Consider the following 22,907-nt stretch of genomic DNA (forward strand, 5'->3'; position numbering starts at 1 on the left):
TTTCTTTAATCCTGTTTTTTGGAAATTCGATATAAACCGGCACCGTGATAATTGATTGTGGGAGAAAATTCCGAACCGGAAAATATTCCCAGATTCCTTTTATTCCACAAATCCCTTATAACACAGTTTTCTTCAAAACCTAATTCTTTTAAATTGATAGAAATAGGAGTTGGCTTTTCATTTTTTGGAGTTGGATCCTCCGTTGATATCATAAATTCAACTGTCGACCCTTCTGGACTTACAGTTCCGCCTGAGTCCAATCCAGAAAAAGCAGTAAAGCGATTTGTGTTTTCAGGAAGTCTATAATGAATGATGGATTGTGAATGAGTACCAATCCCATTTTCATAAACTTTTCCTTTTATATTTAGCCTTCCTCCTGAAACACTTTTATTTACTCCTATGGTACCCCAGCCTGCTGAAGCTTTCTCCCAGGTTAAGTCAGTAAGATTTTTAAATTCTCCGTTGCTCAAATAAATGATTGGATTTATCCAATTGGCATGATCCCAGGAATAACCATCACCCCCATCATTTACAATTAGATACAAATCGGTGCTACCTTCAGGTAATTTTATATCTATTTGTTCTCCGTAGCCATCTGTAAGCTTAGAAATTGTTCCGCTTCGGTATAATAGTTTGTCTGTAGCTACAAATCCGTCTCCAGCACTATTAAACACCGCTACGAGCTTGTCTCCTGTTTTTGGATCATCAGCTGTCCACCCTATCAGGCCATTCTCATTGAACCATTCTTTATTATTAACTGAATTTGCATGTACATCCAGAACCTCCTCATTTGTTAAAAGTGAGTTTGTAAACTTATCGTTGTCTGGCAAATTACCTCCAAACATTAGCGGAGATTTGAACATGGTCCACAACGTCATTAAGGTATACTGCTCATCTTTGGTGAATTTGGTATATCGATCAGTAGCTCGTTCTCCTCTGATAAATTTCCCTAGAGGAAGCATATCCGCATCAGGCCAAGTTCCCGGTTGGATATAAGGAGCCCATTCTGCGCATTTTTCAAAAGAGTAATTTAGTTGTGCCCAATTATCCCAAAAATCATCTATGGTTCGCCACATATTGGCATTCGCTGCAGAATGCTCGTATTCCTCAATTGGGGTTGCACCTGGTGACATACTAAGCACAATTGGGCGACCGGTTTGATCGATTGCATTCCGAATCATTTCGATTTCATCAGCATGGTACGGTCTTGACAGGTCATCTACCTTCACGAAATCTAACCCCCAAGAAGCATACATGTCGAAAATGGAATTATAATATTCTTGTGCACCCTGCTTACCCTTTCCAATTGTATAATTGTCTTGTAGCCAAGTACACTCAGAATCTGCAGAATAAATGTCTGCAGCGGTTTTTTCGGTTCCTTTAATGGGTAGTTTATTAAACACAGCCTCCTTAGGCACCCCTCGCATTATATGGATTCCAAATTTCAACCCCAAATTATGGATGTAATCCGCTAAAGGTTTAAAACCTGCACCATTTGCAGCTGACGGAAAACGTTTTGGTGACGGCATATATCTTCCGTATTCATCAAGAATAAAATCTGAATTTTCATATGCATTGTAATTACCTGTGGTTTGATTGTCTACATACCAACGAATATCTACAACCACATATTCCCACCCATATGTTTTTAGATTTTTGGCCATATAATCTGCGTTGGCCTTTACTTCATCTTCTATAACTGAAGGACCAAAACAATCCCAACTGTTCCAACCCATTGGAGGGGTTTTTGCCCAGTCCTTAAAATTGGAATTATCGGTTTGAGAAATTTCATCACAGCCCAAAAAAAAGAGGACTATAGCGAACAACCAAAAAACCTGTATTTTATTGATTTTCATTGTGGATGATTAATTCTTTTTGCTGACACCTTTGGTTGTCATTATTATTGGTTTAATAGTTCCGTCCCCATTATATTCCAATTTATCTATGCAAATTGAACGACTAAAACTTCCACCATCTGTTTGGATTCCTCCATTATGGTATATAAAGTAATCTTGTCCCTTAAAATTTATAATTGCTTGATGGTTTGTATTGCTATTACCGGCAATTTCATTAATGACTCCCTTATAAGTATAGGGTCCCTCTGGTCTATTACCTATTGCATAGGCTATTCTTTCTGGGAACCCGACAGCAAACGATAATAAATAGTAACCGTTCCTTTTCTGAATCCAAGGCGCTTCAGTAAAAGGAAAATCCATTTCTCCTTGTATGTCTACCATTTTGATTCCATAATCTTTATCATATGAAATCATATCTTCATTCAGTTTAGCCACCCAACAGGCACCATTTCCCCAATAAATCCATGCTTGATTGTCATCATCAATAAAAACCGTGGGATCTATAGTGCGCCAACCGTGCTCTTTACCAAAACTATCCTCATTAGTAAATAACGGTTTGCCAATGGCATCTTTATAAGGCCCCTCGGGTTTATCAGATACGGCCACGCCAATTCCGGTTGTTTCCGAGCTGGTATACCAATAAAATTTTCCGTTTCGTTCAATAACCTGGCTCGCCCAAGCTGCATTTTGTTTACCCCATGAAAAATCTGAGGCTTTCAAAGGGATTTTATATTCCCAAAAATGTTCCATGTCTGTCGTGGCAAAAACGCACCAGTTTAAAATATTATAACCATTTTGACCTCCCTTAAAATCTTCCCCGGTATAAATGAATAAAGTATCATTATGGACTAGAGCGGCAGCATCGGCTGTATATTTATGAGTAACAACAGGATTTCCGGTTGCCTTCCATTCATAGGTTATCTTGCTTTTTTGGTCTTGAAGAGTTTTAATATTTAATTCCTGCCCCTGTATATAAAAGTTTATTGCAAGTGCAGAGAATAACAGATTTATTGTCGATTTTTTCAAAATCATAATCATTTAATGTTCAAATTATAATTCCAGTGTTTTGCCAAATCCACTGCTTCATCCTTTGTTAACGAGATAACGGCACCGTGTTTGGGAGAGGTGAAGTTGTTTGTCTTAATTTCCCCTTCGTTGAAATGCCCTATCGATTTAAAATTTTTAAAATCGGAAGTTTCCAGGAAGCCAAAGTTGTGAGGGTTTATACTATAGATATCATACATTAGCACCCATTTGTCCTCGTTATTACGTTTCCAAACATTAGGCGCCTCACAAGAACCTGGTTCAGCATCTATCCATTCATCATTGTATTTATAACCTTTATTCAAACTCTCTGAAAAGGCCATTTTAATTCCTATCGGTTGCTCTTGCGCCACATACATCATACAATAGCGTCCATCAGGCATTTTTGTAATATCTGCATCTAAAACCTGGATTTCTTCATTTGGATACTCGAACAACAGTTTTGGCTCGGATATTAATTTGGTGAAGTCGTCATTTGCGTATGAATAATACAGTTTGGTTAAACCATGATTCATTCGCATGGTAAAATAAATCATCATTTTTTGCTCCAAAGGGTCATAAATGGATTGGGGAGCCCAAGCACATCCTATTTCATCGAAACCTTCAAAACCCTCGTTAAATAGGAAATTGCTGTGTGTCCAATGAATTAAATCATAAGATTTCATAAGAACAAACCCTCTATTATTTCCCCAATCGAATTCTTCGATTGGCCGCTCCCATTGTGTTTCGCGAAATCCTTTTTCTTTCCCAAATATGTGGAGATCGGTCATTACAATATAAAAAGCCCCATCCTCACCTCTAGATATATGTGGGTCTCTAATACCTTTTTGGCTTGCAATAGTATCACCACCAACAATGGCCTTGCCATTGTTAATATCCGTAAAATTATAACCATCAGTACTTAACGCCATATGTAGACTATGGTCATCGTCTTTGAAATAAACCATGAGATAGGCCGCTAAATCTTGTTGTTGGGCCGAACCATCTTTAGATGGTTTACATCCGTAACAAGACATTAAAACCCCAATTACAATGACGCTATTTTGGACAAATTTTTTAAGCATAAATTATCTCTCAATAGGTTTAATTCCCGAAATGGTTGGCTCAACCTTTTGGATACTCCCGTCTTCATTAAACTCTAAACTATCAATACATACCTCCCTATTAAAACCTGCCGCATCCCCCATGGTAATACCTTTGGGGCGATTAAAACGATGGTAAACAATAAACCATTCGTCGCTACCAATCTTTTTTATTACTGAATTATGGCCTGTACCATAAATGCCGTCATCAGGTCTTTTCTCTAGTATTAAATTATTTTCTGGAATGTTTAAAGGTCCCATGGGAGAATTGGCCGTTGCATAACGCACTCGATAATTAGGGCTTCTTGTATCGTCTTCAGACCATAGGAAATAATAGATTCCATTTCTATAGAACACTTCCGTTCCTTCCCGAAAAGTTTGGTCAGGGGTTAATATTTTCAAGGTGTTTTCTTTAATAGAAACCATATCCTCATTAAGTTCCACCGCAGCCATATAGCCATTTCCCCAATACAAATAACTTTTACCTGAAATCGGATCCGTAAAAACATCTGGGTCGATTTCTTGTCCGCCATTTATACCCTCTGGCCTTTTGTCGATTAAGGGTTTTCCGGAATCCACAAAGGGTCCTTGAGGATTATCAGATACAGCTACGCCTATTTTCTGTGCTGCAGTGAAATAATAAAAATATTTGTAATCACCATCTATCTTTTTCTCAGCTGCTGCAGGTGCCCATGCATTGCGGTCCGCCCATTCAACATCCTTTTTCAAATCGAGAATTACCCCTTCGTCAGCCCAATTTATAAGGTCATCTGAGGAAAAGGTTTTAAAATAGGTACCCGACCAACCGGTAAAACCATCGCTGGTAGGATAGATATAGTATTTATTTGTTTTATGGGAATACAGTACTTCTGGATCCGCATAAAACCCATCCAGTACAGGGTTGTTGTCCAAAGCAGCCTTAACTTGGTAAGTCTTTGTATTCTCTCCTGAAGTCAATGTTAGGGTTTGAAAGCCGCTTGAAAAATCATTTGACGACAATTCATAAGAGTCCGCCCAAGGAACTAATTCTATTTTTAAGTCTAGATTAGAAAGCTCTGCGCTCGGCTTTAAAGGAAGATAAATACTCTTACCCGGTCCATCAATTACAACATTTCTAGTTTTAATATTTTCAGAAGTTATTCCTACTATGGCATCGTTTTCTAACGAACCCCATTTGTTTATCAATGTCTGGGTTTCATTTTCTGTAATTGGGATAATAGTACCATGACGAGGATGGAAATTCATAGAAATTTCCTCATCTACCACTTTGAAGTTTTCAAGATCGTCTGTCTTGGTAAATTGATATTTACCGGATGCGTAGAGATCATACATTAATATATATTCCTCCGAATCTATAAGTTTAAAAATCCCAGATCCTTCAACTGCTTCATCTGTTTGATCATAGAAACCTTCTTGTTGTACATAACCCTCTGTTAATTTATCAGATATAGCTTTCCGTATTCCTCCCCCTTCACTTTCATTCTTAAAAAACAAGTTGTACTTTCCATCCTTAAATACTATATCTCCATCTATACAGGCCGAGTTTGTGGGTGAATAAAATAATTGTTTTGGTACGGTTGACAAACCCGTGAAATCCTCATTTGCAAAGGCATAATAAATTATATCAGGCCCTTCACTCCCCAACATTGACCAATAAATCATGTATTGATTAGTCTTTTCATCAAAAATAGTTTGTGGCGCCCAAACACGAACCACATCACCAAATTCTTCAGGAAAGGTTTTGGGGATATTTATAACACTTGAGGTCCAGTTGATTAAATCGGAAGATTTTAATAGTACCATAGCCCGGTTAGAGGTCCAACCATTGGCAGAAACCATATCAGTTACGACCATATAAAAAGTTTTGCCATCTTCACCTCTTAATATGTGGGGATCTCTCACCCCGCCTGTTGAACTTATATCCTTGGAATCAATTATAGGTTCATTTCCATTTAAAGCATAATAATGATATCCATCAGAACTTAACGCATATCTAATAGCCTCCTCATCTCCAGAATTACCAGTGAAATATGTAAATAGATAATTTTTATATTTAGGCTCATTGGATTTACAGGAACTTAGACCAGCCATCACAAAAAATAGGGCTACCAAAATTAGATTTATATTTATGTATCTCATTTATCCAACTTTTTAATTAGTTAAACTATTAATTTAAGTTTACAATTTTTTCAACAGGTTGCAAACCAGGACTTGTAAACCTAATCTTAATAGCTCCTGAATCTTTCTTGGCCTTTATATAGGTAACTAATTCTCCATGATATACTTGTTGAACATTATCCGTGTAGTCTCCCATATCTGAATTATTTCCCGCTTCCATGCCTAAAAGTTCCCCCGGACCTGTTATAGTACATTTTATTTCATTTTTTGCCTTATCAACCAAAATTCCATTTTTATCTACCACCTGTATCTTTATTTGAGCAACTTCACCACCCTTGGTTATTTCCTGACCCACTTGTTTAAGTTCAAGTGCATGAGGCTGATCGGATGTGTTTATGACACAACGGGATTGTTCTTTGTTATTTTCATCGAGACCAATAGCTTCAAGTTTTCCAGGTTGAAATGGAACATTCCAAGACATATAACCTGTCTCCTCATTATAATTTTGAACCTGTCCTACTTCTTTTCCGTTCAAAACAAGTTTCGCTTTAGCGGTATTGGTATAACAAACCACTTTAATTAATTCATCCTTATTGTAATTCCAATTAGACCAATCGTCTGAATAGTATTCATTACCAGACTTCTCGGACGCTTTATGGGTACCGATATAAATCATGGGTTCTTTAGCCCATAAAGACTGTCTTAGATAGCCCATTGGTTTTATGCGCCCCATAAAATCGATTAGCCCTGAGTAAAACCCCCTTGAGGGCCATTCTCTTGATTCACCTAGGTAATCCATACCCGTCCATAAGAATTGCCCGAATATATAGTCGTTATTTTTTACTGCTAACCAAGCATCATAATCATGGCGAGTTTCACTGCCAAAAATGACTCTATTTGGATACTTTTCGTGGTCCTGGGTATACCGGTTTTCAGTATAATTATAACCTGTAATATCTAAGGCACCTGGATAATCTGTTGCGTTAGACATTGTTACACCCGCTAATCCAGCAGTTGTTGGGCGAGAGTTATCGTGCTTTTTTACAGCTGAAACCAATCGCTTAGATATGCCACCTAATCGCTCAGCCTTGGGGGCATCCTTTTTGAAACCACCGTAAACTGCTTGAGTAAAACCGGTATCACCACCTCCATCTAATACAGGATGCGAATAAGGATCGTTGGGGTAATCAACTTCATTGCCAATACTCCAGGCAAAAACAGACAAGTGATTTCTATCCCTACGAACCAGGTCTTCTAAATCTTTCTCAGACCAATCCGCAAAAATATCGTAGCTGCCTTCATAACCGGGTTTGCCAACATTCCATCCCTTCAACCATTTCCGTTTTGGAAATTCCCATTCGTCATAGGCTTCATTTAAAACCAACAATCCAATTTCGTCACAAAGCCCATAAAATTCTGGGGCTTGTGGATTATGACTCGTGCGAATCGCATTAACGCCAATTTCTTTTAGGGTTTGTAATCTACTCCTCCAAACTTCAGGATAGAATGCGGATCCTAGAACTCCCAAATCATGATGTAGGCAAACACCCTTCATTTTCATAAATTCTCCATTAAGGGCGAATCCTTTATTTGGGTCGAAAGTAAAAGTCCTAAAACCAGTCTGGGTAGTGTTGCGATCAATCTCCTTACCCTCTCTAAGAACAACCGTTTCTAGTTGATACAAATTTGGATGAGTTAAATCCCATAATTGTGGATCGGATACCGCAAGACTCGTTTGAATTTTATTCGATTCATTTGGCAGAACCTCAATATTATTTGATCCACTAGCCACTATTTTTCCTTGACTATTAACCAATCTGTTTACTATTTCCACTTCTGCAGAAGTATCTGTTTCATTATCAATCGATACTTCAAGGTTTAATATTCCCTGATTTTCCGTTATTTCAGGATATGCGAATACACCCCATTGTTTTATATGAACGGGATTTGAATAAACTAACCAGACATTTCGGTAAATTCCAGAGCCTGGATACCAGCGGGAATCTGCTGATTGACTATGATCTACTCGAACTGCAATGGTATTTTCTTCACCGAATTTTACATAAGGGGTAGCATCAAAAGCAAATGACATATAACCATTTGGACGCGCACCAATAGATTCGCCATTTACAAACACCTCACTTCGGTTATACACACCTTCAAAATACAGGTAGACTTTCTCCTTACTTTTATCTAATGGTATTTCTATGGTTTTTCGAAACCAACCAATTCCCCCAGGTAAATATCCAGTACAACTGGCTAGCGTTGAGTCTAATTGTCCTTTAATACTCCAATCATAGGGCACGTCAACGGTTTCCCAATCTGATACATCTAAAACCAGGCTTTTATAATCAGGATTATCTTGAAGGATAAACTTCCAATCATCATTGATTTTCTCAGGGTTTCCAAATGAAATTTGACCAAACGAATTGATGTAGACTAAAAGAGAAAGAATAATTAGAATTTTCTTCATTTTGAGATCAATTGGTATTGAACTTCCAGATTTGTCCTTGAGTTTGGCCTCCTTTATTGTCCTTAACGACCACCTGCCAATAATAAGTTGTAGCTGCTTGAACGGTTGAACTCACATCTAAACTTGATTCGGATTGATCACCTGAAATTTTATTAGTTGGCGGATTAGCTATATCTAAATAGATATCATACGTTAAAGTGTCATAAAAATCTGGGTCTTCGGCTGTCCATTTCAGAACAACAGATGAAATATCTACTGAAGTATTATATAATGGATTAACGGCATTGGGCAAAAAGGGTAAATAGTTTAAATCGGGATTAGACTCCGTAAAAAAACTATAGACCGAAGAATATTCACTTTCTGAATTATTACTATCAAAAGCCATAACACGCCAAAAATAAACCTTTCCTTTTTCTAGAGTTAGAGATACCTCTGTTGAGGTAGTCTGTTTATTTACAACCCCAACGGTGAACTGACTGTTTTCTGCAACTTGAAACTTGTAGGAGACACTGTTGCCTTGGCTAACTGTTGATGGAGACCATTTAAAAAGTATTGCGTTATCTATACATAATTCATTCTCCCCAGGATAAATTAGTTGAGGCACACTTGGAGCCGTGCTTTTTGGCTCACCTCCATCATCACTACTACTACAAGAAAATAGTAATAGGCCAATTACTATAATATATAGTAAATTTTTCATGATCACTTTTTAATAATGGTTAAACTTACAGCCGTATCGAGATACACTCTCGATATATAAGCCCCAGCAGGCAACTCTTCCAAGTTCAACTGTATCCTCCTGTTTTTTACTGCATAATTGCCTTTTAGAACAACTTGGCCTGTTATGGTATAAACTTCAACTTTCAATTCGGTTTTTGTTGTAGGAGCCATAATATTGAATATGTCTCTAGTTGGGTTCGGATATCCCGTTACGCTAGATTCCATCAGACCATCTATCAATTGGGAATATACCCCTTCGCAGTTTTTGGCGGTCGTAACCTCTAACAGATCTCCTTGATTTACCTCTACAGAAAAGCTAGCGTCTGCGGTCTCGAATCTCGACTGACCATTAATAAAAATTTCATATGGTGCTGTTCCCTGGGTAATCTGGATTGAAACAGTATTTTCTCCAATAAAATTGGAGATGCCGTTAATGGATAGCCCAGGTTCTAATGTGATTTTAAAACATTGTTCGAATGTCTTTCCACTAACATAGATACAGACATCATAGGTCCCTGGGGCCAAATCTGTAAGTGTGAGGTTTTGTCCAGTAAAATTATAATCAGTGCCATTAACGGTAGCAGTATAGTCATAGCTGTCCTTTGCAGTTATACTTATCTCGCTATTGTTCAGACCAGCACAAGTTTCTGATTTTGTTTCTATAGTAAAGTTATCGTTTGACAGCGCAAATGGTAAAATGGTAATATTAACAGTAGCAACATTGCTATCAGCCATACCATCATTGATATAATAGGTAAAGCTGTCTGAAGTGGTGGCAGAACCATTATGGGTATAGCTAAAAGTACCATCCGCATTGAGGGTTAAGGAGCCATTGGTTGGTTCTGTAACAACAAAAGCTGTAATTGGGTCATTTTCCCTGTCGTTATCATTGTTTAACAGACTATTTATGGTTCCGTCAAAAAGGGTAGTTGATGTTGCTCCTTCAGAAACATACATTTCATCATTAACGGCTACTGGGGCTTCATTGGCTGCAAGAACTGCCAATTCCGAAGGCGCTAATTTATAATTATAAATCTTAAAATCATCTACGCTTGCATTGAGTAGGGGATCACTAGAATATTGACTGCGCCCAATATAATTAAGGACTGGTTTAAAGTCAATTGGGCTAATTGGTGTCTGATTTAATTTATCCACCTCTGTCCCATTTACATACAAAGAAATTCCTGTTGCATCTAAAGTAACCGCAACATGTATCCAGCGACCTGTTTCTAAGACAGGGCCATTTAAATTCTGGGTTAAGCCACCGTTGGTTATGGTAAACTGTACGTTGCCAGAACCATTTTTGGAAGTCAAATACATGTTTTCACTTTGGTCATTACCAAAATCCCAAATACGTTGCCAAGCTGTTGTGCCAATTAATTTAACCCAAGTAGCAACCGTAATGGCTTTATGGCTAGCAATGTCGGCAGGAAGTTTAATAAATTTTGTTCCCCCTAAATTTATGGCTTGTGTTTCCACACCTGTTATATATGAAACGTTGCTAATAGGGGCTGTATGATTTAAATTTTCGGTAACATCGTTGATATTTCCATCAAACGTATAATGGGCTACAATAGTTTTGGCTCCAGTGGCTTTTGCTGATACTTGGTTAGAATATCCAGAACGGTTAAGTGATTTATCAATAGCCTTTAAAGTGTAATAATATGTAACACCGGCAAGAGCTGAGTTATCTACAAAAGATGTACTTGTAACGGTTCGTGCAATAGTATTGTAAGGACCACCTGCAGATGTAGATCGATAAACATTATACCCTGCAAGGTCTGAACTAGCTACCGCAGCCCAACTTAGTTTAATGGAAGTTGGCAATGCGGTCGCCACGAGATTGGATGGTACTGATGGAGCATTGAATTCTACATCAGCATCCACTGGGATTAATCGCCATTGCTGGATGTCATTACCTGTCTTTGCACCTTGTACAACATTTCCAGTACCGTCTACTTGTAAGCAATATGAACTATGCTTACTTCTTATGTAAAAATAACCGTCGGATTTATATTCTAAGTACCATAATTGGTTGGTGCCGAAACCTCCAGACCATTGGATGATATTGCCGCCTTCTTCAAGAGAAAAGTTAAATACGTCTAAAGCTTTGCTCGTGTCTGAAAGCGGTTGAATTTTAAAATAGCTAAAATCACCCCCAAAATTATTAGGAAGGGGAGTTACATTCCATTTTTGATTATCGCCACTGCTATCGCTACCTGACTGAACATTTGCTCCATCACCACTGCCGCTCACTTCCATAACCAGTCCAGTGCTTTTATTTACCAGTTTATATTCACCATTTATTGCAGGTTGTACATCATCCCCCCAGGTGATATTGATAACCCGTTCTGCGTTTTTCTGATTTGCACTACCGTAGGTACCATTAGGATCAGCAGGCATTTCTAATACAAAATTACGGTATGGACCATGTCCATCGTAATAGACCACTCTATCCGTTGAGATAAAATTGTAGTTTGTTGGTCTGGCTTGGCGTTCAGAAACCCCTCCAAAAGCTTGGACTTTACCATTTGCTTGTCTATAAACCGAAGCTGCTGTCCAATTTGGTCTGTGCTCTGCATATCCAAGGCGCACTCCATTAGTAGCTGCCTTAACAAATTCACCCCTCGCGTATTCCGCAGTGTACCACCATATTCCGGTTTGCATTCCATATTCAGAACCAACCATGGCTTCCATTACATTATGCAATTCATCATTGGTAGCATGGTTTCCGTCTGCCCTTACTGTTTGGAAAAAATTAGCATAGTTATCAAAAGTACCTGCCAATTGATGGGTATTACCTTCGTCTAAACGATCCTTTAAATAATTATACCAATCTAAAGCAACATCTGGATTAAGGGTATTGCCGCCTGAAATGCGTTTGCCATCAAAATAAGAGTTGCTTTTTATTTCACCGTTGATATTGTTAAAATCAGCTTTAGTCCCTTGTCCTGTTTCCGAATAATCAGGCTCGTTAAAGGGAGACACAGTTATAACATTAAATCCCTCCGCCTCATGCATTTTAGCGGTAACTTCAATCAATTTTGCCCAATTTTGTGCATTACCCTTATAATAAGGGTCTACACTTGGATGATCACTGTTAAGTGCTAAATCAATACCATCAGGAAAATTGTCTTTTAAAATATTGATTCTAAGATTAGTATTATCAAGGGCTGTCCCTTGCAGTTCTTGATCGTTAACTAATGGACTAGTTGGCATAAAAGAAGACCTAACAATCCCAACATTAGACTTATCCATGAAACGCACCCCTCGAACAATATTGTATTGGTCGAGCCATGCCAAATCCAAACCAAAATTGATAGGTTTTGAAACTCCAACATCGTCAACGGCATACTTAATAGTTCTGTCAACTCTAGGTTCTAATACTAAATTATCACTTGAACTAGCTGTTTGTGCCTGTATAGTTAAACCCCCAATTCCTATTAAGACAGGTGTAAGTAAATATGTAATTTTTGATTTCATCTGTCATTTATTTTTGCGAGAAGTCTTAAGCAATGTTTATTGTATTGGAAATAGAAATAAGAATGGATTCAACAATATTATCCTGTCTAATTAATCTTTTTATAAGGCAAAGACTTTCTGAATCACTAAAACTTTTGGCGATTAAATTATCCATTATGATAGGAGGTAAAAAAATTAGTTTGTTAACCAAAAGGCCATTATTTAGTGATTTTATGTCCTTCTATAATGGCCTATACAATTCACTCACATATTAACATCATTATGGCTAATATTTCTTTATTGATAAAAACTCTTTGTTAAATTATTTCCCAACAGGACTAATTAATTTTCCTAAGAGAAATATTGTTCCAGGTTAAGTTGTAAGGCTGATTTGATCCGCTTTTTATTACTATGTAAAAGCTTTCTGGCGCATTAAAAGTATAGACCCCATCTGCTGGATATTCACCACCAGCATTGACCTCTCCTAGATCATACATCGCCGGAACTTTTGGACTTCCATTCCATGTACTATAAACTACCTGATAAGGAATGCCAGGCACATAATCTTGACCTTCTTGAGGCTCGACGGTACTGAATATTAACTCAGACCAAGTTTCATCTATTACAGAATTAACTTTTACCAATCCGCTTAACTGGTATGTACCTGCTTCAACATTTACTTGCTGAAAAATATGAGACCCCGACCAACCGCCAGTTCCATTGAAATTAATGGTGTTATCTGTTAACGTGGTTGTTACCCCTGGCGAGACCTGTTGAACAGTCCAATTATTCATGTTTACAACTCCAAAATCTACTTCACCGTAAAATTCCAATTCAGCAATATTACAGTAACCATCTACCGGTGATTGAAAATAAATAAATCTAAAACCTTCGTTTCCAGAAATTTGAGCTTCTGTTAATGTGCCTGTTGCCGGTTCTTGGGCAATAGTATACAGTACAGTGTAGTTTGAAAATGTTGGGTCATTTGAGCCCCTTATTTCTCCATTTACCAACCGCCATGCCCAACCATCTCTAGGGGCATATTTAACTGAGCTTAAAGTGATAGAACTCCCTATCCCAAAATCATATCCCACAAAACCGCCTGTTCCCATCGGCGCGTCTACAAAGGTTGAAAGGTCTCCATCAAAAGCCGCGTTAACCAATCCGTTAACACCATCCCAAGAGCCCTCATGGCCGATAATCTTTCCATCCAACTCAACAACAACGCCTTCTTTTACAATTACGCTTTTTGTTTGTGCGGCAGGGGTAGTACCTGGTTCGCCATTGATAGTCAAAACAACTGTATATTCTCCATCGGAGGCATAACTATGGGTAGGATTGGCCTCTGAGGAAGTGTTGCCATCTCCAAAATCCCAATTAACCTCCATAGCATTGGTTGTTTTAGATGTAAAGTGTACTGTTAACGGAGATGAAGAATCAATTTCAAAATTAAAACTGACGGTTGGGCTAAATGGTGGGTAATCAGCATCATCATTTGCGCAAGAATAAACTATTGTTAGAAGTAAAGTCAACGAGAGAAAACCTAGCCAATTTTTTAGTGTTTTTTTCATTTTATCATGAATTTAAATTAAACCTTTTTCTAATTTTTATTAAACTTTTAATCTTATTAATTCTGTACTGTCATTGTTTTTGGAAAGTATGATATAAATATCATCGTTATGGTGAAGGAGTTTAGAATCCCTTACGTCACCATCAATCCATAATCCAAGTTTATCGTTTTTGATTATTGAAAATTGACCATTACCATTGCCTTTCAACAAAAGACCCTTTCCTGCATCAACGGGCCCATACTCAACTTTCATTGGGTAGTAATTACCGGTTAAAAGCACATCGAGGTTGTTATCACCGTCAAAATCATAAATGTTAATCCCTTGAATTGCAGAAAACTGAGCTTCTGTTGGAAGAACGTGAAGTTTAAATCCCTGGCCTGTATTTTCTAGGTATAAACTTTGCAATTGCTGAACTTCGAAATGTTGTGCCGAATTTAATTTCTCGTCGGAAAACACCTCATCCAAAGTTGACTTGGCATAGTCATCATATTTTAAAAATTTCTTTTTTATTAACGGGAACGCATCTTGTAATTCATCCAATGTAGCGATTGGATAGCGTTCTCCTTGGATATAGCAGCTAATTACGGTGGTCATTAAGCCGTCATCACGAAAATCCCCAACAAAAGCTTCCATGGGTTCAGATTTGGTTGCTTTAAACTGTAAATTCGATCCCATGTTCCCAACAATTAAGTCTTGATCTCCATCACCATCGATATCCTCAAATCCTAAACTTTGCCATAATCCCGTGGTATTTTCTAAACCAAAATCCCTTGATTTTTCTACAAGCTTACCTGATTGGTTTATAAAAATCCGGATAGGCATCCACTCCCCAACTAATACAAGATCTAACCACTTATCATTGTTAAGATCTACCCATTTGGCGTCCGTTATTAAACCGGGTTGACGTAAATCTGGATTGACTTCTTTTGTAACAATGGTAAATCGGATTTCGCCTGTCGAAGGATTAGTGTCATTCCGCAATATTCCTCCTAAATCGCCTTCAGGATAATTTCCAGGTTTATCTCCTCCTCCAACATAAAGATCTTGGTCGCCATCATTATCAAAATCACCGGCAACTGCGACACTTCCATTTGAAAAAGCTTGAGGTAATGCATCATCAGGTGCATGAACAAACTTTCCGTTTCCTAGGTTAATAAAAAGCTTATCTTTTAATCTAGCTGGTTCCAAAGAAGGTTCACTGCCTCCATTTACAACATATAAATCTTGATCTCCGTCATTGTCCACATCAAGGAAGGCGGAACCTATGGTTTCAAAAGAAATTCCATAATTCCAGCAATCATCAGTCGACTTCAAATACTTTCCGTTTGCCTGTGATATGTATAATCCATCGGTTTGTCCCAAAGCTCCGCCAATAAAAACATCATCTATACCATCTCCATTTACATCAGCAACGGACATTTTTGAACCCGATCGTGAATTTTGAAATAATGCCAACCTATTAAACTTAAAGTCCACAAACCTATTTTCATGGTGTTTATAATTTATCCCCGAATTGGTTATTTCTTCAAATATTTTATTTTCGGTACCATGTGCTATGTCCGAACTTTCAATATTGCCGGAAGAAGACTGGCTAATTTGATGAACCCTGTTTATTGGCACATTATTTTGAATAAAAACTTTACCGTCCGGCCATTGCACTTTAATAGTTACATTATTGCTGTTTCCTAATCCAAAATAAAGTTCGGGATCAACTGAAGATTGATACCCTCTAATAGGATAATTCTCAGCAAACTGATATAAGGAATCTGAAACCACCCAAACTTTAGCCCCTATGCCAAATGTATTTTTCGAATCTCCTTCTAATTTTATTTTAATGTAATTGGCTGGAGACTTCTCGTTTAAATTATTTCGATAAATACCAACTGGATCATTGGTGTTAGAAACAATCAAATCTAAATCGCCATCATTGTCCAAATCGGCGTAAGCAGCTCCCGTTGAAACCGTCGGTTGGTTAAGACCCCATTTTTTTGTAACATTTTCGAAAGAAAGGCCATCAGTGTTTTTTAGCATATAGTTCGATACTTTTGTGGATGGCATTAAGTTTACTAGGTCGAATATTACTTTAGAATATTTTTCCTTGCCTTCCTCCCCAAACAGTTCAACACCTTGGTTTGATGCTTTTTCCATAGCATTATTCACCTCAAATTTCATAAAATCTTTATTGGTGTAATCTCTAAGGTATCCATTGGTAATGTATAAATCTTTTTTACCATCCCCATCGAAATCGGCTAACAAAGGAGCCCAACTCCAGTCTGTATTTGAAATTCCGGTCAATTGTCCAATTTCACTATATCTAGGGTTACCCTTTGGATCAACCCCCATATTTAATTGGAACATATTCCTCATTTGCTGTTTATGATAGCCACTATCAATTGCCAATTGATACCTATCATATTCATCTGGTCCTTTAAGTACTTTTTGCCGGTAGTTGTCTTCCGGTAACATATCTAAAGTGATTAAATCTATATGTCCATCATTGTTTATATCTGCAGCATCATTTCCCATTGAAAATTGAGAAATGTGATCAAACGCCATTTTACTTGCGTCTTTAAAAGTTCCGTCCCCATTATTTAAATAAAGAAAGTCTTGTTCAACATAATCATTAGATACATATATGTCTGGTAAATTGTCTTCATTGAAGTCACTGATAGCAACACCAAGACCAAAATTCAAACCACTGCCATGAATTCCAGCTTCTTGGCTTACATTTTTAAATTTACCGTCATCATTACGGAAAAGGGAATTACCAAAAAGCGGATGTCGGGTGTTTCTTAGTTTTGTGCTATTGTAAAAAGGCGAGTAATAGTTTTTGGAATGATTTAATAAAAACATATCCAAATCCCCATCTAAGTCATAATCGAAAAAGGCCGCCTGGGTACTATAGGTTCCCGCCGCATCAATACCGTATAATTCAGCCTCATCTTTAAAAACAGGCAAACCTTCATTGTTATTTCCTTGATTTACAAATAATTGATTTGCCCTTTCTGCATCAGTGCCCAAGCCTGAGTAGCATACATAGATATCCAACAATCCATCTCCATTAACATCTGCAACGCTAACCCCTGTCTTCCAGCCTTTTCGACCACCAACTCTAGCAATTTCAGTAACATCTTGAAATTTGAAATTGCCATTATTTAGAAAGAGTTTGTTTTTAACAGTATTACCTGTCAGATATATGTCCGCTAAGCCATCGCCGTTGAAATCGCCTATGCCCACCCCACTGCCGTTGTACATATATTCATATTTCATCACATTAAGGTTTTCTGTTTCTATAACCTCATTTGTGAACTCTACACCTGTATGTTCTGGAGTCATCACTTCAAATAGGGCATTTTCGTCGGATTCCCCAATTTTATTTCGATCTCCATCACAACCTACAATTAGGATTAGATAAAAGAATAATATGTAATGCGTTTTTCTCATAATTTTCAACCAAACAAATAGATTGATTTAAAAATTTGTTTTTAGATAAGCCTAAAGTCTTGAAGATGTTTTAATAGCCTAATAGTTAATCTGGAAATTGTGAAGTGTGATTGTGTTAGGGTCAGATTAAATCAATATTTTATAACGACTTAATCAACCCCAACAATATCACCTTAACTAACTCAAATTAATTCACGAATATTACCATCCTAATATTTGATTTGCCTCAGGATTTTTATCGATTTCATCCTGAGGGATAGGAATTACATTCATTTTTTCAACAAAATCTCTAATCTCATAATTGTGTCTCACTTGGTAAGTAAATGTTCCATCGGGATTTTTTACTATATCCATAGCTTGCATATCATTATAAACTTGGTTTGCAATTCCCCATCTCCTGATATCAAAATATCGGTGCTCTTCAAATGCCAATTCTATCCTTCTCTCATTGCGTATCTTTTCTCGCATTTCTGATTGCGATAATCCTGCAGGTAATGAAGGCATATTAACGCTTGGCCTAGAACGAATAGTGTTAATTGCATCGTACACTGAACCATCGGGGCCAGATGCTTCATTTTGTGCTTCAGCGTAATTTAATAAGACTTCAGCATACCTTATAAATATCCAATCCTGATCACTATTTGTGGCATACAACACTAAATCTTCATCGTGGAATTTTCTAAGAAAATATCCTGTCGGTAAAAATCTCCTTACTGGAGAATCATTAGAAAGATCAATTAAAACATCACGAAAGGTGGCTCCGTTATAAACTACTGTTGCATAAAAACGCGGATCTAAATTTTTATATGGATCTTGAAGATTATATAATGGAGAGTTTTCTTGGGACAAACCATCTGTCATTTCATAGGATCCTACAAAATTTTGAGTTGGCATATTGCCTCCCCATCCACCATCCCCGGTTGCACCTCTGAAGATATCAGGAGAATTGTAAACATCCCATCCAGCTCCTTGGGTTCCACCACCACCGCTTTGGTGATGTTTATCTGGGTAAGCAAATTTTTTCGCAAATATTATTTCATTATTGTTCTTATCTAAAAACAATGTACGATAATCTGGATATAAGGAGTATCTTCCATTATTAATAACCATTTTAGATGCCGCTGCAGATTCAGCCCATCGTTCAGCATACATTAATACTCGACCTTTCAGTGCGTAGGCTGCCCCGGAAGTAGCTCTACCTGCTTCAATTTCTCCCTTTGCGGGTAGTAATTCAGCGGCTCTATCTAAATCGGCTAGAATAAACTCAACCACATCATCGTAGGAAGCTCTTGGTATAGACAAATCGTCGTCTACTGTAAGACTTCTATCAATAAGAGGAACACCTTCATTGCCAGGCTTATAGGCAAATAATCTCAGTAGTTCATGATAGATCATGCCTCTTAGGAAATATACTTGCCCTTTTAATTCATTTATTATATCCTGATTATTTTCACCTAGTCGGTCCAAATTTTCTAGAGCAACGTTTGTTTTTCTGATAAGCCCATAATAAATGGGCCACATATTACCCCAAGGGATATAGGTTGTATTATAAATCCCTGTTTGCAATAGCTGAGAATGTGTCCATGTCATAGCCACTTCTCCATCATCAGAAGCTCCATCATATAAATATAAACCTCTAGCCCAACCATCATAATTTCTATCAAATCCAGACTGCATTTCGCCATATATTCCATTGATAAACTGTTTAGCACCGACTGGATCTGTCCAAACGAGTTCTTCATTTAATGAATCCTTTGGAACCTGGTTCAAGATATCATCATCACAGGCCACAATTAAAGTCATACCTAAAAGGATAATTACAAATTTTTTCATTTTATTTTTTCTTATTTTCATCTTGCTCTATTCTTAAAAATTAAAGTCTACCCCAAAATTCCATACTCTCAGTTGAGGATATCCCCACCCACGGCCTTGCGCATTTTCTGGGTCAAAATTCTCAATGTCCGTCCAGGTAAATACATTATTGGCGTTTGCATAAATTCGGATGCCTTTAATGAATTTAGAGTTTAGTTTTTCTACATCTAAATTGTAAGCTAATTCTAAATTTTTTAGCCTTACATAGCTTGCGTCTCTTAACCAATATGATGAACCAGCGTGATTACTGCCCGCTTCAGGACCATCTATTAAAACCCTCGGTTCACTAGCATCTGTATTGGTAGGTGTCCACCTATCTAGGTTTTGCTTATAAACCCCACTTGTGCCAAGGAAAAATGGCCATGCAGCCTCTCCGCCATAGCCCTGATAAACATTCGTGGCTCCTTGGAATAAAAAGGATAATTCAAAATTCTTATACTGCACATTGCCATTAAGACCAAAAATTATTTCAGGCAAATTACTAGATCCAATATACACTCTATCCATGTCATCAATAATACCATCCTCATTAATATCTTTATAACGAATATCTCCTGGAGCATTATTAACTCCTACGAGTGTAGCGGAATTATCAACTTCTTCTTGAGTTTGGAACAAACCTATTGCCTTATATCCAAACTGAGGAAATAAAGGTCTACCAGTTAAATATATATTTGGATTTTCTCGTTCTGGCTCATCAATATAAACAACTTTACTTTTGGCGTAGGTGAAATTGGCATTTAGAGAATAATTGAAATCTTGTCCTACCCTATTTCTATGACCTAATACCACTTCAAAACCGCTATTATCCACCTCTCCGAAATTTTCCACAGGAAGACCTATCCCTAACAAACTAGGAACGGTAAGATCCCTTTGGTCAAGTATATCAGACCTTTGATCATAAAAATAATCGAATGATAGGGATAATAGTCTATTCCATAACGTTAAATCCACCCCAACATTTAATTTTTTAACGGTTTCCCAAGTCACATCTGGGCTTGGCAAATTTCCTTCATAAATTGCCGGCTGAACACTGCCATCACCAAATACACCATTCCCGCCAGAAAAATAAGATTGCAAATACAAAAACCTGCTTCCGCCTATACGATCATTCCCCAAAACGCCATAAGAACCTCTTACTTTTAAGAAATCAATAATTGAGGAATCTTCAAGAAATGGTTCTTTAGAAATTACGTATGCTAAGGATCCTGAAGGAAAGAATCCCCAACGTTTACCAGGTGCAAATTGTTCAGATCCATCGGCCCTGAAACTCCCCTCTATGATGTATTTCTCATCAAATGTATAATTGAGGCGCCCTACAATACCTTGTCTTCCACCCGAACTAAAAGAACCCCAATTGGTACTATTTGCGACATCTCCAAAGGCCAATTCATCAATATTCAATGTAAACTGATCCCTATAGGCATTCATAAACTTGTTCTGTTGTTCAGTCTGAGTATATAATAATAAGGCAGAAACAGCATGCTTATCAAAGATTTGATCGTAATTTAAATGAGCCTCAAGTGTTATAGATTGATTATCTGTATGATCCTGGTATAGGTCTTTTTTTCCTTCTGGACCTTCTGTATAAGTTCCGTCAGCATTTCTAGTATAGAAAGGAATTACAGGAAAATTATAATTCTTTACATTGATAAAAAATTTGTTGTAGGAGGCGATTCCTTTTATGGAAAGCCCATCAATGGGTAGTTTTTGTACTAATTGAAGACGGCCATTAAAGGTTTGAATGCGTCTGCTCCTGTAACCATTTTCAGGTACTGCAAGCCATGCAGGACCTGATGAATATGTTCCGTTAGACCATTTAATTGGAATTCGATTTCCAATTGAACCTATAGGTGAAGTGGAAATTAACCATCGGAATAATTCAGGGGAGGCTACATTTCTCGTATTTTCATCCCTTCCCGAAATATCAAAAGAAAAGCGTGTTGTTTCTGTAATATTCGCATCTATGTTCGATCTGAAATTATAACGCTTATGATTATTTGAAGGAACAATACCGTCTTGGTCTAAAAATCCGAATGAGGTAGCAAATTGAATTTTTTCTGATCCCCCATTTGCTGTTATCCCATATCTTCTTAAAAGAGGTGCGTCATCAAGAACTGACAACCAGTCACTACTTGGGTGAGTATCTGGGCTTTCCCCGGAAAGGAACAAATCCAAATCCTGCTGTGTAAATACTGGCTGTTGGCCTTGATTTACTCTTGCCTCATTATATAATTGCGCCCATTCATATGAACCTACCAACTCTGGGTCTTGGATTCTCTCCTGAATTCCTAAACTTGTTGTTACATTAATATCTAGTGCTCCTGTTTTCCCACGTTTAGTAGTTATTAAAATAACTCCATTACCTCCTCGAACTCCAAACACAGCAGCGCTGGCAGCATCCTTTAAAACAGAAAGAGATTCTATTTCATTACTGTTAAGTTGAGCAAAATCACGCGCAGACCTAACAATACCATCTATAACATAAATTGGGGATGCATCATTATACGTTCCAACCCCACGAATGAAAATGTCTGATTGATCTTCCCCTGGCTCACCAGATCTTTGAACCGCAATAATTCCGGCTGCTTGTCCTACTAAGGTATTACTTAAGTTAGCTGCTGGGCTTGCTTGAATATCTTCAGAATCAATAATGGAAACCGCTCCGGCAATGTCACTTTTCTTTTGTTGACCATAACCTATTACCACAACCTCATCAAGTTGTCCTAAATTTTCAGCCAAAATAACATTAACCGTTGCATTTCCGTTAACCGGCACCTCTTGGGTTACAAAACCTAAATAGCTAAATACTAAGGTGGCATTTGAATCAATGACCAATTCATAATTCCCATCAAAATCTGTGGCCGCACCATTGGTGGTGCCTTTTTCAAGGACGTTTACCCCTGGGAGCGGCATCTGATCTACTGAAGATGTGACCTTACCACTAACGGTGATTTGTTGTGCATAACTATTAAATGCGACCAGCAAAAATAATCCAATCAACCATTTGAGTAATTTTCCAATTGACTTAGATTTGACTAATTGCAGGTCTTCACAGGAACAATTCCTAACTTGACTTTCAACAGTAGTTTTTGTCATTTTTAATGATATTAATTATTAAAGTTTTTCAATTTCCCATCTATACTTTTACCTCAAATTAATGTTGAGTAAGGATAGGGGGCTAAAATTTCTAGCTTTGATTTAGATAAAAATCTATCTAACCTTTTTTGGTTAATTAAGCCAAAGGTTAAGAATTGAACTTTTT

General features: G+C 37.5%; 11 protein-coding genes. All 11 read right to left on the minus strand.

The window, feature by feature from the left end; translation table 11 throughout:
- Window positions 1-5: 5 nt before the first annotated feature.
- Window positions 6-1,856 (minus strand): NPCBM/NEW2 domain-containing protein, encoded by a 1,851-nt coding sequence (locus ISU00_RS05300; protein WP_228853007.1) that lies wholly within the window; start codon window positions 1,854-1,856, stop codon window positions 6-8.
- A gap of 9 nt (window positions 1,857-1,865) precedes the next feature.
- Window positions 1,866-2,882, minus strand: a complete 1,017-nt coding sequence (locus tag ISU00_RS05305; protein ID WP_228853008.1) for a glycoside hydrolase family 43 protein — start codon at window positions 2,880-2,882, stop codon at window positions 1,866-1,868.
- A gap of 8 nt (window positions 2,883-2,890) precedes the next feature.
- Window positions 2,891-3,964 (minus strand): glycoside hydrolase family 43 protein, encoded by a 1,074-nt coding sequence (locus tag ISU00_RS05310; protein WP_228853009.1) that lies wholly within the window; start codon window positions 3,962-3,964, stop codon window positions 2,891-2,893.
- Window positions 3,965-3,967: 3 nt separating this feature from the next.
- Window positions 3,968-6,121 carry a family 43 glycosylhydrolase gene (locus ISU00_RS05315; RefSeq protein WP_228853010.1) on the minus strand — a complete coding sequence of 718 codons (2,154 nt, stop codon included), beginning with the start codon at window positions 6,119-6,121 and terminating at the stop codon, window positions 3,968-3,970.
- 28 nt (window positions 6,122-6,149) lie between these two features.
- The gene (locus tag ISU00_RS05320; RefSeq protein WP_228853011.1) at window positions 6,150-8,573 is read right to left on the minus strand and encodes a sugar-binding domain-containing protein; all 2,424 of its coding nucleotides are present in this window, start codon (window positions 8,571-8,573) and stop codon (window positions 6,150-6,152) included.
- Between the two features lie 7 nt (window positions 8,574-8,580).
- The gene (locus tag ISU00_RS05325; protein WP_228853012.1) at window positions 8,581-9,273 is read right to left on the minus strand and encodes a hypothetical protein; all 693 of its coding nucleotides are present in this window, start codon (window positions 9,271-9,273) and stop codon (window positions 8,581-8,583) included.
- Between the two features lie 2 nt (window positions 9,274-9,275).
- Window positions 9,276-12,776, minus strand: a complete 3,501-nt coding sequence (locus ISU00_RS05330; protein WP_228853013.1) for a LamG-like jellyroll fold domain-containing protein — start codon at window positions 12,774-12,776, stop codon at window positions 9,276-9,278.
- A 317-nt stretch (window positions 12,777-13,093) separates the two neighbouring features.
- A complete protein-coding gene (locus ISU00_RS17655; RefSeq protein ID WP_262892119.1) occupies window positions 13,094-14,326 on the minus strand; it encodes a PKD domain-containing protein in 1,233 nt (410 codons plus the stop codon).
- Window positions 14,327-14,365: 39 nt separating this feature from the next.
- Complete coding sequence (locus ISU00_RS05340) at window positions 14,366-17,770, minus strand: VCBS repeat-containing protein (RefSeq protein WP_228853014.1); 3,405 nt, start codon at window positions 17,768-17,770, stop codon at window positions 14,366-14,368.
- 201 nt (window positions 17,771-17,971) lie between these two features.
- Window positions 17,972-19,603 carry a RagB/SusD family nutrient uptake outer membrane protein gene (locus ISU00_RS05345; RefSeq protein WP_228853015.1) on the minus strand — a complete coding sequence of 544 codons (1,632 nt, stop codon included), beginning with the start codon at window positions 19,601-19,603 and terminating at the stop codon, window positions 17,972-17,974.
- Between the two features lie 33 nt (window positions 19,604-19,636).
- Complete coding sequence (locus ISU00_RS05350) at window positions 19,637-22,741, minus strand: SusC/RagA family TonB-linked outer membrane protein (protein WP_228853016.1); 3,105 nt, start codon at window positions 22,739-22,741, stop codon at window positions 19,637-19,639.
- Window positions 22,742-22,907 lie beyond the last annotated feature (166 nt).

The sequence above is a fragment of the Aegicerativicinus sediminis genome, assembly GCF_015476115.1.
Lineage (GTDB): Bacteria > Bacteroidota > Bacteroidia > Flavobacteriales > Flavobacteriaceae > Aegicerativicinus > Aegicerativicinus sediminis.